The organism is Duganella sp. 3397 (genome assembly GCF_031456625.1).
GTDB classification, from domain to species: domain Bacteria; phylum Pseudomonadota; class Gammaproteobacteria; order Burkholderiales; family Burkholderiaceae_D; genus Rugamonas; species Rugamonas phyllosphaerae.
Genome location: NZ_JAVDVB010000003.1, coordinates 283099 through 297407, shown reverse-complemented (window position 1 = coordinate 297407; position 14309 = coordinate 283099). Strand labels below are relative to the sequence as shown.

Genomic DNA, 14309 nt, shown 5'->3' with positions numbered 1-14309 from the left:
TAGGCGCAGCGACGAAGACAGTGCGTGAGCACGGCGCGGAGCTGCAACGACGCCATGGCCCCGGTTAAATGGCCTACGGCAGCAAGATGGAGAGTTCCTGCGCCCCTTTCAGCAGCACCGGCAGGAACTCCTTCTCGAGCTGCCTGACACTCACGCGGGCCGCCTGGGCGCCGACGTTGAGGGCGGCCAGCACCGCGCCCGAGGCGCCGCGAACCGGCACCGCGATCGACCGCAAGCCCAGTTCCAGTTCCTCGTCGTTGATCGCATAACCCTGCTCGCGCACGCCGGCCAGGATCTCGCGCAGGCCTTTCTGGCTGACGACCGTGTTCTTGGTCATGGCGCGCAGCTTGGTGCTGGCCAGGTACTGGTCCAGTTCTGCGGGCGGCAGATGGGCCAGCATCACCCGGCCCAGCGAGGTGCAGTAGGCGGGCAGGCGGCTGCCGGTGTTCAGCGCCACCGACATCACGCGCGACGTGGCGGCGCGGGCCACGTACAGCACCTCGCCATCATCGAGCACCGCCAGCGAGCTCGATTCGTTGAGCGTGCGGCTGATGTTGTTCAGGTAAGGCTGGGCCGACACCGTGAGCGGCGTCGAGGACAGGTACGAGTAGCCGAGCGTGAGTACCTTGGGCCGCAGCGAGAAGTTGTTGAGCTCCGCGTCCACGTAACCGAGCTCGCGCAGCGTGTGCAGGCAGCGGCGCACGGCGGCGCGCGGGATGCCGGTCTTCTGGCTGATGTTGGCAATCGTTTGCGGCTTGCGCGAATCGCTGAATGCCTGCACCACGGCCAGGCCGCGCGCGAGCGACGTCATGAAGCTGGGATCGGTCATGGCGTCTATCTGCTCGGCGATGGTGGGCTCGCGGTCCTCGTCAATGGCAACGGCAGCGGCGGTTTCGGTTGGTTTGGCTTTTGACATGGCGTGATTTTAATCCAGGCGATCGATTCGATAGACGGTTTTTCTTGACCACCGCCGGAGCAAGTCATACACTGTTTGTGCGGTAATCAATCATTAGTTCGATTATCGCACAAACCGACACAAGAAGAATCACGAAAGCACACGATGATTGACAAAACTTTTGAATCACTGGAGCGCGCGGTGGCCGACATTCACGACGGCGCCACCGTCATGATCGGGGGCTTCGGCAACGCCGGCATGCCGTCGGCGCTGATCGACGCGATGATCGCGCAGGGCGCGCGCGAACTCACCATCGTCAACAACAACGCCGGCAATGGCGATACCGGCCTGGCCGCGCTGTTGAAGGCCAAGCGGGTGCGCAAGATCATCTGTTCGTTCCCGCGCCAGGCCGACTCGCAGCATTTCGATGCCTTGTACCGCGCCGGGGAAATCGAACTCGAACTCACACCGCAAGGCAACCTGGCCGAGCGCATCCGCGCCGCCGGCGCCGGCATCGGCGGCTTCTTCACCCCCACCGGCTACGGCACGCTGCTGGCCGAAGGCAAGGAGACGCGTTTGATCGACGGCCGCCACTACGTGCTCGAGTCGCCGATCCACGCCGACTTCGCGCTGATCAAGGCGCTGCGCGGCGACCGCTGGGGCAACCTGGTGTACCGCAAGACCGCCCGTAACTTCGGCCCGATCATGGCCATGGCGGCCAAGGTGGCCATCGCCCAGGTGCGCGACGTGGTGGCGCTGGGCGAACTCGATCCCGAAGCGATCGTCACGCCTGGTATATTTGTACAGCGGGTAGTCAAGGAGGCAGCATGACCGATTCCAACAAACGTTTTACCCGCGACCAGATCGCCGCGCGCGTGGCGCAGGACATTCCTGAAGGCGCTTACGTCAACCTCGGCATCGGCCTGCCGACCAAGGTGGCCAACTACCTGCCGGCCGAACGCGAAGTGTTCCTGCACAGCGAGAACGGCCTGCTTGGCATGGGCCCCGCGCCGGCGCCGGAAGACGAGGACGAAGACCTGATCAACGCCGGCAAGCAGCCGGTCACGCTGCTCACCGGCGGCGCGTACTTCCACCATGCCGATTCGTTCGCGATGATGCGTGGCGGCCACCTCGACGTGTGCGTGCTGGGCGCGTTCCAGGTCTCCGAACATGGCGACCTGGCCAACTGGCACACCGGCGCGCCCGATGCGATTCCCGCCGTGGGCGGCGCCATGGACCTGGCCATCGGCGCCAAGCAGGTGTTCGTGATGATGGACCACGTGACCAAGACCGGCGAAAGCAAGATCGTCGAGGCGTGTACCTATCCGCTCACCGGCGTGGCCTGCGTCAATCGCATCTACACCGACATGGCGGTACTCGATGTCACCCCGAAGGGCTTGACGGTGCTGGAAATGGCGCCGGGCCTGACGTTTGAAGAACTGCAGGCGGCCACCGGCGCCACGCTCTTGCCATGAAAGGATTGATGATGACCGATGCTTATATCTGCGATGCGATCCGCACCCCGATCGGCCGCTACGGCGGCGCCCTGAAAGATGTTCGTGCCGACGACCTGGGCGCGGTGCCGCTGCGCGCCCTCATCGAACGCAATCCCGGCGTGCAGTGGGACCAGGTGGACGACGTGTTCTACGGTTGCGCCAACCAGGCCGGCGAAGACAACCGCAACGTGGCGCGCATGTCGTCATTACTGGCCGGCCTGCCGGTCGAAGTGCCCGGCACCACCATCAACCGCCTGTGTGGCTCCGGTATGGATGCCGTGGGCACGGCGGCGCGCGCCATCCAGGCCGGCGACGCCAGCCTGATCATCGCCGGCGGCGTGGAGTCGATGACGCGCGCGCCGTTCGTGATGGGCAAGGCCGACAGCGCCTTCTCGCGCAATGCCTCGCTGCAGGACACCACCATGGGCTGGCGCTTCATCAACAAGGCGTTAAAAGATGCCTATGGCGTGGACACCATGCCCGAGACGGCGGAGAACGTCGCCACGGATTTCAATGTGAGCCGTGTCGATCAGGATGCCTTCGCGCTGGCCAGCCAGAACAAGGCCGCCGCCGCGATTGCCGCAGGCGTATTTGCGCGCGAGATCGTGCCAGTGACCATCCCGCAGAAGAAGGGCGACCCGGTGGTCTTCGCCCAGGATGAACACCCGCGCGCCACGACCATCGAGGCGCTGGCAAAACTCAAGGGCGTGGTGCGGACTGACGGCAGCGTTACCGCCGGCAATGCGTCCGGCATCAACGACGGCGCCTGCGCGCTGTTGATCGCCAGCGCCGAAGCTGCGCAGCAGCACGGTTTGACACCGCTGGCGCGCATCGTCGGCATGGCCACCGCCGGCGTGGCGCCGCGCGTGATGGGTGTCGGTCCGGTACCGGCGGTACGCAAGCTGCTGCGCCAGACCGGACTCACGCTCGAGCAGATGGACTGGATCGAGTTGAACGAGGCGTTCGCGTCGCAGGGCCTGGCCGTGCTGCGCGAGCTGGGGCTGTCCGACCTTGACCCACGCGTCAATCCCAACGGCGGCGCCATCGCGCTTGGCCACCCGCTGGGCATGAGCGGCGCGCGCCTGGTGACCACGGCCACCTGGCAGTTGCAGAACCACGGCGGGCGTTACGCGCTGTGCACCATGTGCATCGGCGTGGGGCAGGGCATCGCGATCATCATCGAAAAGGTCTGAAACGGTGTGATCTGATGTAAGACCGAGAATGTAAGACTGAGAATGGCAGGAGACAAAATGAACCAACAATACCAATACGGCGCCCCAGAGCGCCTGGAAATGAAATGGGGGCAGCCATGCTAGGCAATTTCGCTGGCGTGCTGTTCGACGGCATCGCTTATGGCAGCCTGCTGTTCCTGATCAGCGTGGGCCTGTCGGTCACGATGGGCATGATGAACTTTATCAACCTGGCTCACGGCGCCTTTGCCATGCTGGGCGGGTACGTCAGCGTGACTTTATTGTCCGCGTTGGGCGTGCCGTTCCTGGCCACGCTGCCGCTGGCGTTCATTGCCTCGGCGGTGGTGGGGCTGGTGCTCGAACGCCTGCTGTACCGCCGCCTTTACAAGGCCAGCCACCTGGACCAGGTGCTGTTTTCGATTGGCCTCACCTTCATGTCGGTGGCAGCCGCCACCTACTTCTTCGGACCTACCCAGCAGCCGGTCACGCTGCCGGAATGGCTGCGCGGCCAGGTGCATATCCTCGGCCTGGACGTGGGCGCCTACCGCGTGTTCCTGATCGGCGTGGTGGTGCTGGTGACGATTGCCCTGGGCCTGCTGATCGAGCGTACCCGCTTCGGCGCGCAGATCCGCGCGTCCGTCGATAACCAGACCGCATCGGCCGGCCTTGGTATCAATGTAAGCCTGGTGTTCAGCCTGACCTTTGCGCTCGGTTCCGGCCTGGCCGGCCTCGGTGGCGGCCTCGGTATCGACGTGCTGGGGCTCGACCCCAGCTTCCCGGTCAAGTACATGGTGTACTTCCTGCTGGTGGTGGCCGTGGGTGGCGCCGGCACCATCAAGGGCCCGCTGGTGGCGGCGCTCATTCTCGGCGTGTTCGACGTGGCCGGTAAATACTATGTGCCGGAAATTGGCGCCTTCGTGATCTACGCGCTGATGGTGGTGCTGCTGATCGTGTTCCCTGCTGGCCTGATCCGGAGGAAGGCATGAACGCCATGACCGACACCTTGAAACCTGACGTTGCGAAGACCGCCATGACGCCTATCCCGACCGCACACCTGAACCTGCCCAACGACCGCTGGAAGCCGCTGGAAATCGTGTTCTGGCTGCTGCCGATTGCCGCCTACTTTGCCTTCCCAGGCTACCTGGTCCTGATCAGCCAGATCATGATCATCGGCCTGTTCGCGCTGTCGCTCGACCTGATCCTCGGTTACGCCGGCATCGTCTCGCTCGGGCATGCCGCCTTCTTCGGCCTCGGCGCCTATACCGCCGGTTTGCTGGCCGTGCATGGCTGGGGTGAACCGATCAGCGGCTTGCTGGCCGCCGCCGTGGTGGCCGGCATCTTCGGCTTCATTGTTTCGTTCCTGGTGGTGCGCGGCCAGGACCTGACCCGCCTGATGGTCACGTTGGGCATCTGCCTGATGCTGCACGAAGCGGCCAACAAGGCCTCGTGGCTGACCGGCGGCGTCGATGGCCTGTCGGGCATGATGGTCGGTAACCTGTTCGGCAAGTTCGAATTCGACCTCAATGGCACGGTGGCTTACTGGTACAGCTTTGCGGTGCTGTTCATCCTGTTCGTGGTGCTGCGCCGGCTGGTCAAATCGCCATTCGGCCTGAGCCTGATCGGCATCCGCGAAGGCGTGCGCCGCATGCCCTCGCTCGGCGTCAACGTCAACCGCCGCCTGATCGCCATCTACACCGTGTCGGCCGTGATTGCCGGTATCGCTGGCGGGCTGCTGGCGCAGACCACGCAGTTCGTCGGCCTCGATTCGCTCGGTTTCCCGCGTTCGGCCGAACTGCTGATCATGCTGGTGCTGGGCGGCACCGGCCGCCTGTACGGTGCGCTCATTGGCGCGGCCGTGTTCATGGTGGCGCAGGATTACATCTCGGGTCTCAATCCCGCGTACTGGCAGTTCTATATCGGCCTGCTGCTGGTGCTGATCGTGCTGTTCGCGCGCGGCGGCATCCTCGGTGGCCTGGAAAAACTGGCTGGCGGTTTCAAATCGAAGAAGGGGGCGGCATGAGCGATATCACCTTGCGTACCGAAGGGCTGTCCAAGCGCTGGGGCGCGTTCCTGGCCAACAGCGATGTGAGCCTGACCTTCCAGCCCGGCGCGCGCCATGCGCTGATCGGCCCCAATGGCGCCGGCAAGACCACGTTCATCAACCTGCTGACGGGCAGCTTCATGCCCAGCAGCGGCAAGGTGTTTTTCGGCGGCGAAGACATCACCCAGCTGCCCCAGCATGAACGCGTCCATCGCGGCATGACGCGCACGTTCCAGCTCAACACCCTGTTTGCCGGCATGACGGTATTGGAGTCGGTAGCGCTGGCGATCTCCGAGCGGCGCGGCCTGCAGTCGGTGTGGTACAAGACCGTGGCCAACCACCCGGACGTGATCGCCGAGTCGATGGAACTGCTGGCCACTTTGAAACTGACCGACCAGGCCAACAGCATCACGCGCAGCATGGCTTACGGTAAACAGCGGCTGGTGGAGATTGCGCTGGCGCTGGCCACCAAGCCGCGCATCCTGCTGCTCGATGAACCTGCCGCCGGTATTCCGTCGGCCGAGAGCCGCGAATTGTTCGAAGTGCTGGCCAACCTGCCGCGCGACGTCACGGTGCTGTTCATCGAACACGATATGGGACTGGTGTTCCGCTTCGCCGACCGCATCACGGTCATGGTGGGCGGCAAGGTGCTGACCGAAGGCACGCCGGAAGAAATCGCGGCCGATCCGCGCGTCAAGGAAGTGTACCTGGGGGAGGCGGAACATGCGTGAACTACTCAAGCTTGATAAAGTCACGGCCGGCTACGGCGAATCGATCGTCCTGGAAGACGTGTCGTTTACCATGAACGAAGGCGACAGCCTGGCGCTGCTGGGCCGCAATGGCGTCGGCAAAACCAGCCTGCTGGTGACCTTGATGGGACTCACGCGCCTGCACGGCGGCGGCATCCACTGGGACGGCGCCGATATCGGCCGCATGACCACCCACAAGCGCGCCCGCGCGGGCCTGGGCTGGGTGCCGCAGGAGCGCCACATGTTCCCGTCGCTCACGGTCGAGGAACACCTGACCGTGGTGGCGCGCCCGGGGCCATGGAACCTGCAAAAGATCTACCAGATATTCCCGCGGTTGTTCGAGCGCCGCACCAACATGGGCAACCAGCTCTCCGGCGGCGAGCAGCAGATGGTGGCGATTGCGCGCGCCTTGATGACCAATCCGCGCATCCTGCTGCTGGACGAACCGATGGAGGGCCTGGCGCCGATCATCGTGCAGGACCTGGTGCGGGTGATCCGCAAGCTGGTGGAAGAGGAGGGCATGTCGGTGATCGTGGTGGAGCAGCACGCGCGCCTGGCGCTATCGCTGACCAGGCGCGCCATCGTGCTCGATCGCGGCCGCATCGTGCACGATTCGGACAGCGCCAGTTTGCTGGCCGATGGCGACAAGCTCGATCGGCTGGTGGCGGTGGCCTGACCTTCTGTTTTACCTGCTGCTGTTCGGTGAGGGCGTGAGCGGCGCCCGGCTCTGTTCATTGTTTTCCTGCACCAGCTTGGTCAGCAGCGCCATGAACTGCAACTGTTCCGGCCCTGTCAGCGGCGCCAGCAAGCGGCGCCGCAGGCGCTGGGCGCCGGGGATCATGTCCTCAAGCTGCTGCTCGCCGGCGCAGGTGATGGTGAGTGCGCGCTGGCGGCGGTTGGTCGGGATCACCTTGCGCTCGAGCAGTCCCTTTTCCTCGAGCCGCGCACACACGGTGGCGCCGGTCGAGGTGTCGATGCCGGTCAGCGCCGCCAGCGACACCTGGTCGGTGCCCGGATGGGCGGCCAGGTTGCGCAGCACCGCGTACTGGATCGGCGTCAGTTCGCTGCCCATTTCATCGTAAAAAATCGACACCGAGATCTGCTGCGCGCGCCGCAGCAAGTGGCCCGGGTGTTCGTACAAGTCGTTCAAGGTGCTTTCGGTTTCTGGCATGGCGTTTCCCGGCGGCGCTGGTGCGGCGCAATATGAAAAGAGTTGGAGGCGGAGGTTTACTTCCGCGTTTTCAGGACTATACTTTACGATATTCAGTGTACTGAATATTTATGAGCGCCTAACAAAACCTTCAGAACAAGGCGCAGCGACGAAGACAGTACAAATGTACGGCGAGGAGCTGCAACGCCGTTCTGGAGGCTTTGGTCGGCGCTCAATTCACTTAGGAGACAAAGATGTACCCAAAAAATACCTGGTACGTGGCCTGCTCGCCCGACGAGATTGATGGCAAGCCGCTTGGACGCCAGATCTGCGGCGAAAAGATCGTGTTCTATCGCGGCGCCGGGGGCAAGGTGGCGGCGGTGGAGGATTTCTGCCCGCATCGCGGCGCGCCGCTATCGCTCGGATTTGTCCGCGACGGCAACCTGGTCTGCGGCTATCACGGCCTGGAAATGGGCTGCGACGGCAAGGTGGTCAGCATGCCGGGCCAGCGCACGCGCGGCTTCCCGTGCATCGGCAGTTACGCGGTGGAAGAGCGCCACGGCTTCATCTGGGTGTGGCCCGGCGACCAGGCGCTGGCCGACCCCGCGCAGATCCCTTACCTGGAATGGGCCGAGAGCCCGGAATGGGCGTACGGCGGCGGCCTCTATCACATCAACTGTGAATACCGCCTGATGATCGACAACCTGATGGACCTCACGCACGAGACGTACGTCCACGCGTCGAGCATCGGCCAGAAGGAGATCGACGAGGCGCCGGTGACCACGCGCGTCAATGGCGAGGAAGTGATCACCAGCCGCTACATGGAAAACATCATGGCGCCGCCGTTCTGGCGCGCGGCCCTGCGCGGCAACGGCCTGGCCGACGACGTGCCGGTCGACCGCTGGCAGGTATGCCGCTTCACGCCGCCGAGCCACGTGATGATCGAAGTCGGTGTGGCCCACGCCGGCAACGGCGGTTACGACGCCGCGCCGCAGTACAAGGCGTCGAGCATCGTGGTGGACTTCATCACGCCCGAAACCGAAACCTCGCACTGGTACTTCTGGGGCATGGCGCGCAACTTCAAGCCCGAGGACAAGGAACTGACCGCCACCATCCGCGAAGGGCAGGGCAAGATATTCAACGAAGACCGCGAGATGCTGGAACTGCAGCAGGCCAACCTGCTGCGCCATCCCGAGCGCAAGCTGCTGGCGCTGAACATCGACGCCGGCGGCATGCAGTCGCGCCGCGTGCTGGAACAATGGATGGTCAAGGAAAATACGCCGGAGCAGCCGGCATGAGCGCCGACCTGCTGAGCGTCCGGGTGGAGCGCCGGACCAGCGAGGCGGACGATATATGCAGCTATGAACTGGTGAGCGCAGACGGCAGCGACCTGCCGCCGTTTGCTGCCGGTGCGCATATCGACGTCCACGTGGCGCCCGGCCTGGTGCGCCAGTACTCGCTGTGCAATCCGCCGCACGAGCGCCATCGCTACCTGATCGGCGTGTTGCGGGATCCGGCCTCGCGCGGCGGCTCGCAGGCCATGCACGATGCCATCGTGGCAGGCGCCACGCTGCACATCAGCGCTCCGCGCAACCTGTTCGCGCTGACCGACGCGCCACGCAGCCTGCTGCTGGCCGGCGGCATCGGCGTCACGCCGATCCTGGCGATGGCCGAGGCATTGTCCGCACAGGGTGCGCAGTTCGAGCTCCACTACTGTGCGCGCTCGCCCGAGCGCATGGCGTTCCGCGACCGCATCGCAGCATCGAGTTTTGCCGCCGTCTCGCACCTGTACTTCGACACTGGCGACCACGCCCGAAAGCTGGACTTGCCGGCACTGCTGGCGAGCCTGGACCGCAGCACCCATATCTATTTTTGCGGACCGGCCGGCTTCATCGAGCATGTGAAGACATGCGCCGCGCAACAGCAATGGCCGGCCGCCCAGCTGCACCTCGAGTACTTCGGCGCTGTCGTCGAGGAAGCAGCAGGCGACCAGCCGTTCGAGGTGCAACTCAAATCGACCGGCGCCGCCTACACCATCCCGGTCGGCGTGACCGTCATGAAAGTGCTGCAGGACGCCGGCGTATTCGTGCCGGCATCGTGCGAGCAGGGCGTATGCGGCACGTGCCTCACGCGCGTACTGGAAGGCGTGCCCGATCACCGCGACCAGTACCTGACCGAGGAGGAGCAGGCCGCCAACGACCAGTTCACGCCGTGCTGTTCCCGTTCCAACACCCCCACGCTGCTGCTCGACCTATAAAAATACCCAAGGAGACACCATGACCTACCCTGTCAATCAGCCCCGCCGCCGCATCCTGCGGGTTACAGCTTCATTGTCTGCTGCGGTCACTACCGGCCTGCTGCCGCTGTCCGCGTTTGCCGCCGACCCGCTCAAGGTGGGCCTGATCCTGCCGATGTCCGGACCGTTCGCCTCCACCGGCAAGCAGATCGAAGCGGCCGTCAAACTGTATATCGCCCAGAACGGCGCCACGGTCGCGGGAAGGCCGGTGCAAATCATCGTCAAGGACGACGGCGGCGTCTCGCCTGATGTGACCAAGCGCCTGGCGCAGGAGCTGGTCTCACGTGACAAGGTACAGGTGCTGGCCGGCTTCGGCCTTACACCGCTGGCGTTTGCGGCGGCGCCGGTGGCCACGCAGGCCAAGGTGCCGATGATCGTGATGGCGGCCGCCACGTCCGTGATTCCGCAACGCTCGCCTTACATCGTGCGCACCGGCTTCACCTTGGCGCAGGTGACAGCGCCCATGGCCCAGTGGGCCGCGAAGAACAAGATCCGCACGGTGGTGACGCTGGTGAGCGATTACGGTCCCGGGCTGGATGCCGAAAAAGTGTTCGTCAAGGGCTTTACGGAAGGCGGCGGCAAGGTCGTGCAAACCATCCGTGCGCCGCTGCGCAACCCCGACTACGCGCCTTTCCTGGCCAAGGTGCGCGACCTGAAACCGGACGCCTTGTTCGTGTTCGTGCCATCGGGCGAAGGCGCGGCGGTGCTCAAGCAGTTCACCGAGCGCGGACTGGCGGCAGCCGGCGTGCGCCTGATCTGCACCGGCGATGTGCTCGACGACGATTTGATGGCGAGCATTGGCCCTGCGGCAGCCGGCGTGGTGAGCAGCCACCACTACTCGGCGGCGCATCCGTCGGCCGAGAACAAGGCCTACGTGGACGCGTTCCAGAAAGCGAACAAGGGAATGCGCCCGAACTTCCACTCGGTGGGCGCGCACGATGGCATGCATTTGCTGTACCAGGCCCTGAAAAAGACCGGTGGCGACAGCAATGGCGACAAGTTGCTGGCGGCCATGAAGGGCATGGCATGGACCAGCGTGCGTGGCCCGGTCAGCATCGATGCGGCCACGCGCGATATCGTGCAGACGGTTTATATCCGCAAGGCGGAGCAGGTGGGTGGGGGGTACTACAACGTGGAGTTCGACCAGGTGGATAAAGTGCGCGATCCCGGTGTTTAACGATAGCCGCCAACCTTAAAAATCGTCATCCTCGCGAATGCGGGGATCCATGGAGCGTTTGTGCCGCGGTATATTCACGCTCGGTATGGATCCCCGCCTGCGCGGGGATGACGGATTTAACGGCAGCTTAAAGAGTCCCAATGAAGCTGTGCACCGCGCTGCTGAACATCTCCGGTTGTTCGATATAGCTCAAATGCGAAGCCTCCTGCAACACCTCCAGCCGCGCACCGTCGATGCCGTCGGCCAGCACCTGCGCCATCGCCACTGGCGTGCCCTGGTCCAGTTCCCCCGCAATCACCAGGGTCCGCGCCTTGATCTGTCCCAGTCGCGCCGTGGTCTCGACCGTGCCCACCGCGTGGCAGCAGCCCGCATAGCCGACGTTATCGGTTGCCACCACCCGGCGCCGGAAGCGCGCCACCGTGCCCGGATGGGTGGCACGGAAGCCGTCGTGGAAGTAGCGGGCCATCACGGCGTCGGCGATCGGTTCGATGCCCTGGGCCTGCACCGTGGCGATGCGCTGGCGCCAGACTTCCTGCACCGGCGCCGGGTAGCCCGACGTGGTGTTGGCCAGTACCAGTGCGCGCACCAGCGACGGGTGGCGCAGCGCCAGTTCCTGACCGACCATGCCGCCCATCGACAAGCCTATCCACACCACTGGCCCGGTATCGAGTTCGCGCAGCAGCGCGGCTGCGTCGTCGGCCAGTTCGGCCATGCCGTAGGCGCCAGGCGGCGACTCCGAGCTGCCGTGGCCGCGATGGTCGTAGCAAATGACGCGGCTGTCCAAAGCCAGTTCGTTGGCCAGCCGGTCCCACATGGTCAGGTCGCAGCCCAGCGCATGACTGAGCACCACCGTGTGGCGCGGCGCCTTGCCGCTGCGCGGTTCACGCACCGTGTAGTGCAGGGCGGGCCTGCCGCTGCTGCGTCCCTCGCGGCCCACGCCCGGGTGGCTGGCGACCAGCGGCGCCGAAGGTTCGAGCTCGTAGCCGATCTGCGGGCCCACTTCGCGCAGGATGACCATGGCGTGGGTGAAAGCGGTATTCGCGGCCGGAACGCCGGCATAGATGGCCGACTGGATCAGTACTTCCTTCAGTTCGTCAGGCGTGAGGCGGTTGCTGTCGTCGCCCAGCAGGGCTGCGCGCACGTGCAGGTCGAATTCTTCCCAGCGGCCCAGCGCAATGGTGATCGACAGGACGATGGCGCGGCGGGTCTTTTGTTCCAGGCCGGGCCGGCCCCAGATCTCGTTCCAGGCAAAGCGCGTGATCAGGTTCTGGAAGTCGGCATTGAAATTGTTGGCGTTGCCGAGCGAACGCTCGACCCACGCGTCGCCGAGGATGGTGCGGCGGTTGCCCAGTCCACGCTCGAAGTCGTGGTCGATCGGATCGAAACTCATGCGGTGCTCACTTGGTGAATTGGTTGATGTCGTCGCGCAGGCGGCGCAATTGTTCCTGCGCCAGTCGCTGCGCCGGCGCGGTGGCAGCCACCGGATCGAACAGCGTGCGCAGGTGCGCCAGGTCAACGGCGGCCTGCAATGGCGGATCAAGCGCAATCGCCGCTGCCAGCACATCGGCCAGGTGGCCGCCAGTGGACAGGGCTTCGCCGGTCATTTTTTCCAGCAGCGCGTGGGCGGCCGATTTGCCGATGGTCGCTGCCAGGTAGCTAGCCGCCGCTTCCGCGAACACCAGCCCCTGCAAGGCGTCGATATTGCGGCGCATGCGGGCGGTGTCCACGTGCAGTCCGGCGAATGCTTCGTCGAGCGCCTGCAAGGCGCCGTGCGCACTGAGGAACAGGCCGGGCCACTCGGCCAGTTCGGCCTGCCAGTTGCCCAGGCCACGTTCGTGCTGCTGGCCCATGGCGGCCAATAGCGCGGCGGCATGTTGCGGCGTGCGGGTGGCGGCGGCCAGCGCGATCATCGCCGACACCGGGTTGCGCTTGTGCGGCATGGCCGACGAGCCGCCGCGGCCGTTGCCGGACGGTTCGGCCAGTTCGGCGATTTCTCCCTGCGCCATCAGGCTCAGGTCCGTGGCCAGCTTGCCCAGGCTACCCGTGAGCACCGCCACTTCCAGGCCCAGGCGCACCCACTCGTCGCGCTGCGTGTGCCATGCCGCATCGGCCACGCGCAGCTCGAGCGCGCTGGCCATGCGGGTGCCCACCGCCGGGCCTTGTTCGCCCATCACCGCCAGCGTGCCCACCGCGCCGCCCAGTTGCAGCTGCAAGGCGCGTTCGGCGCACTCGCGCAGGCGCGCGCGCGACCGCACCAGCGGCGCCAGCCAGCCGGCCAGCTTGAAGCCGAAGCTGGTCACCTGGGCCGGCTGCATCAGGGTGCGCGCCAGCACCGGCGTGGCCAGGTGTTCGCCGGCCAGCAGCAACAGGCGGCCGGTGAGGTCGTGCAGGCCGTCGTCGAGCAGTTGCAGGGCGTCGCGTGTGGCCAGCACCATCGCGGTGTCGATCACGTCCTGGCTGGTGCTGCCCCAGTGGACCTTGCTCGCTGCTTCCTGGTCGTACAGGGCCACGGTCCTGGTCAGTTCCTTTACCAGCGGAATGGCCAGGCTGCCGGCGCGGCGGCCGGCCGTGATCAGGGCGGGGATGTCGTACAGCTGGGCGTTGCACACGCCGGCAATTGCCCGTGCGGCCGACTGCGGCAGCAGGCCTTCGTCGGCCTGCGCCTGCGACAGCGCCTGCTCGAAGCGGAACATGCCTTGCATGATGGCCGCGTCGTCGAACACGGCGATCATGTCGGTGGTGGTCAAAAAACTGTCGAAGATCGATACACTCACTGCGGCTCCAGGCTAAACGTAGTCGAAGAAGGCGGTTTCCATGTCGCCTTGCATGCGGATGTCCCAGCGATACCGGCTATCCGAGGTTTTTGCGGCGAGCAGGGTGGGGCGGCGCGCGGTCGGCACCTGTTCCAGTATCGCAGATGTTGCCAGCGCCGGGTCGTCGGCCAGGAACACGGCGGTGAACTGGTGCTTGACCAGGCCACGCGCGAACACGGTCACGTAGGCCACCGGCTGGCCCGGCTGCGCGCCAATATCGGCCAGCGTAAAGGTAAAGCCGCCCTGGTCGTCGCTGGGAATGCGGCGGAAGGCTGGAACATCGAGCGCGGCCTCCGCGTGTTCAGCGCCCGGTTGCCATACCTCGATCTGGGCGTCGTTGATCGGGGTGCCGTCGCCGTCATAAATGGTGCCGGCAATCGCGATGCCGGCGGCGGCCGCGCTGGCGGCAGTGCCCAGGTCCACGGCCCATTGCCAGGCCTCGTGCGAGAAGGGGCCGATGGTTTGCGATGTGGTGATAGCTGTTGTCATGTCTGGTGCTCCG

Annotated in this window: 15 protein-coding genes; 10 read left to right on the top strand and 5 right to left on the bottom strand. The window is 65.3% G+C overall.

Features of this window, described 5'->3' with window-relative positions; all coding sequences use genetic code 11:
• Nucleotides 1-73 precede the first annotated feature (73 nt).
• A complete protein-coding gene (locus tag J2X54_RS10030) occupies nt 74-916 on the bottom strand; it encodes an IclR family transcriptional regulator C-terminal domain-containing protein (protein WP_310180216.1) in 843 nt (280 codons plus the stop codon).
• A gap of 144 nt (nt 917-1060) precedes the next feature.
• Between J2X54_RS10030 and J2X54_RS10025 the strand changes: the two genes are divergently transcribed.
• From J2X54_RS10025 to J2X54_RS09995, 7 genes are all read left to right on the top strand, one after another.
• Nucleotides 1061-1726 (top strand): 3-oxoacid CoA-transferase subunit A, encoded by a 666-nt coding sequence (locus tag J2X54_RS10025; RefSeq protein ID WP_310180214.1) that lies wholly within the window; start codon nt 1061-1063, stop codon nt 1724-1726.
• The gene (locus tag J2X54_RS10020) at nt 1723-2370 is read left to right on the top strand and encodes a CoA transferase subunit B (RefSeq protein WP_310180212.1); all 648 of its coding nucleotides are present in this window, start codon (nt 1723-1725) and stop codon (nt 2368-2370) included. Before J2X54_RS10025 ends, J2X54_RS10020 begins: the two co-directional genes overlap by 4 nt.
• An 11-nt stretch (nt 2371-2381) precedes the next feature.
• Nucleotides 2382-3584, top strand: a complete 1203-nt coding sequence (pcaF, locus tag J2X54_RS10015; RefSeq protein ID WP_310181157.1) for a 3-oxoadipyl-CoA thiolase — start codon at nt 2382-2384, stop codon at nt 3582-3584.
• A 116-nt stretch (nt 3585-3700) separates the two neighbouring features.
• Nucleotides 3701-4567, top strand: a complete 867-nt coding sequence (locus J2X54_RS10010) for a branched-chain amino acid ABC transporter permease (RefSeq protein WP_070247507.1) — start codon at nt 3701-3703, stop codon at nt 4565-4567.
• Entirely contained in the window at nt 4564-5601 is a 1038-nt protein-coding gene (locus J2X54_RS10005; RefSeq protein ID WP_310180210.1) for a branched-chain amino acid ABC transporter permease, read from the top strand. Before J2X54_RS10010 ends, J2X54_RS10005 begins: the two co-directional genes overlap by 4 nt.
• Nucleotides 5598-6353, top strand: a complete 756-nt coding sequence (locus J2X54_RS10000) for an ABC transporter ATP-binding protein (RefSeq protein WP_070247434.1) — start codon at nt 5598-5600, stop codon at nt 6351-6353. Before J2X54_RS10005 ends, J2X54_RS10000 begins: the two co-directional genes overlap by 4 nt.
• Complete coding sequence (locus J2X54_RS09995) at nt 6346-7047, top strand: ABC transporter ATP-binding protein (RefSeq protein ID WP_310180208.1); 702 nt, start codon at nt 6346-6348, stop codon at nt 7045-7047. The genes J2X54_RS10000 and J2X54_RS09995 overlap by 8 nt, the downstream gene beginning before the upstream one ends.
• Nucleotides 7048-7056: 9 nt before the next feature.
• Here J2X54_RS09995 and J2X54_RS09990 read toward each other — a convergent pair whose 3' ends face one another.
• On the bottom strand, nt 7057-7542 hold the full coding sequence (locus tag J2X54_RS09990; protein ID WP_310180206.1) for a MarR family winged helix-turn-helix transcriptional regulator: 486 nt from the start codon (nt 7540-7542) through the stop codon (nt 7057-7059).
• A 233-nt stretch (nt 7543-7775) separates the two neighbouring features.
• Here J2X54_RS09990 and J2X54_RS09985 point away from each other — a divergent pair, with 233 nt between their 5' ends.
• The 3 genes from J2X54_RS09985 to J2X54_RS09975 are packed head-to-tail and all read left to right on the top strand — an operon-like array spanning nt 7776 to nt 10994.
• Nucleotides 7776-8819, top strand: coding sequence for an aromatic ring-hydroxylating dioxygenase subunit alpha (locus J2X54_RS09985; RefSeq protein WP_310180203.1), 1044 nt, complete (start codon nt 7776-7778; stop codon nt 8817-8819).
• The gene (locus J2X54_RS09980; protein WP_310180200.1) at nt 8816-9778 is read left to right on the top strand and encodes a PDR/VanB family oxidoreductase; all 963 of its coding nucleotides are present in this window, start codon (nt 8816-8818) and stop codon (nt 9776-9778) included. Before J2X54_RS09985 ends, J2X54_RS09980 begins: the two co-directional genes overlap by 4 nt.
• A 19-nt stretch (nt 9779-9797) precedes the next feature.
• Nucleotides 9798-10994, top strand: coding sequence for an ABC transporter substrate-binding protein (locus J2X54_RS09975; RefSeq protein WP_310180197.1), 1197 nt, complete (start codon nt 9798-9800; stop codon nt 10992-10994).
• 127 nt (nt 10995-11121) lie between these two features.
• Here J2X54_RS09975 and J2X54_RS09970 read toward each other — a convergent pair whose 3' ends face one another.
• Genes J2X54_RS09970 through J2X54_RS09960 form a run of 3 tightly spaced genes read right to left on the bottom strand, consistent with a single transcriptional unit; the run spans nt 11122 to nt 14296 of the window.
• The gene (locus tag J2X54_RS09970) at nt 11122-12384 is read right to left on the bottom strand and encodes an alpha/beta fold hydrolase (protein ID WP_310180195.1); all 1263 of its coding nucleotides are present in this window, start codon (nt 12382-12384) and stop codon (nt 11122-11124) included.
• 7 nt (nt 12385-12391) lie between these two features.
• The gene (locus J2X54_RS09965; protein ID WP_310180192.1) at nt 12392-13768 is read right to left on the bottom strand and encodes a lyase family protein; all 1377 of its coding nucleotides are present in this window, start codon (nt 13766-13768) and stop codon (nt 12392-12394) included.
• Between the two features lie 12 nt (nt 13769-13780).
• Nucleotides 13781-14296: a protocatechuate 3,4-dioxygenase gene (locus tag J2X54_RS09960; RefSeq protein WP_310180190.1), complete on the bottom strand. Its 516-nt coding sequence runs from the start codon at nt 14294-14296 to the stop codon at nt 13781-13783.
• Between the last annotated feature and the right edge of the window lie 13 nt (nt 14297-14309).

Coding starts and splice junctions, on each gene's coding strand:
- J2X54_RS10030 (WP_310180216.1), bottom strand. CDS start 916: ATGTCAAAAGCCAAACCAACCGAAACCGCCGCTGCCGTTGCCATTGAC.
- J2X54_RS10025 (WP_310180214.1), top strand. CDS start 1,061: ATGATTGACAAAACTTTTGAATCACTGGAGCGCGCGGTGGCCGACATT.
- J2X54_RS10020 (WP_310180212.1), top strand. CDS start 1,723: ATGACCGATTCCAACAAACGTTTTACCCGCGACCAGATCGCCGCGCGC.
- pcaF (WP_310181157.1), top strand. CDS start 2,382: ATGACCGATGCTTATATCTGCGATGCGATCCGCACCCCGATCGGCCGC.
- J2X54_RS10010 (WP_070247507.1), top strand. CDS start 3,701: ATGCTAGGCAATTTCGCTGGCGTGCTGTTCGACGGCATCGCTTATGGC.
- J2X54_RS10005 (WP_310180210.1), top strand. CDS start 4,564: ATGAACGCCATGACCGACACCTTGAAACCTGACGTTGCGAAGACCGCC.
- J2X54_RS10000 (WP_070247434.1), top strand. CDS start 5,598: ATGAGCGATATCACCTTGCGTACCGAAGGGCTGTCCAAGCGCTGGGGC.
- J2X54_RS09995 (WP_310180208.1), top strand. CDS start 6,346: ATGCGTGAACTACTCAAGCTTGATAAAGTCACGGCCGGCTACGGCGAA.
- J2X54_RS09990 (WP_310180206.1), bottom strand. CDS start 7,542: ATGCCAGAAACCGAAAGCACCTTGAACGACTTGTACGAACACCCGGGC.
- J2X54_RS09985 (WP_310180203.1), top strand. CDS start 7,776: ATGTACCCAAAAAATACCTGGTACGTGGCCTGCTCGCCCGACGAGATT.
- J2X54_RS09980 (WP_310180200.1), top strand. CDS start 8,816: ATGAGCGCCGACCTGCTGAGCGTCCGGGTGGAGCGCCGGACCAGCGAG.
- J2X54_RS09975 (WP_310180197.1), top strand. CDS start 9,798: ATGACCTACCCTGTCAATCAGCCCCGCCGCCGCATCCTGCGGGTTACA.
- J2X54_RS09970 (WP_310180195.1), bottom strand. CDS start 12,384: ATGAGTTTCGATCCGATCGACCACGACTTCGAGCGTGGACTGGGCAAC.
- J2X54_RS09960 (WP_310180190.1), bottom strand. CDS start 14,296: ATGACAACAGCTATCACCACATCGCAAACCATCGGCCCCTTCTCGCAC.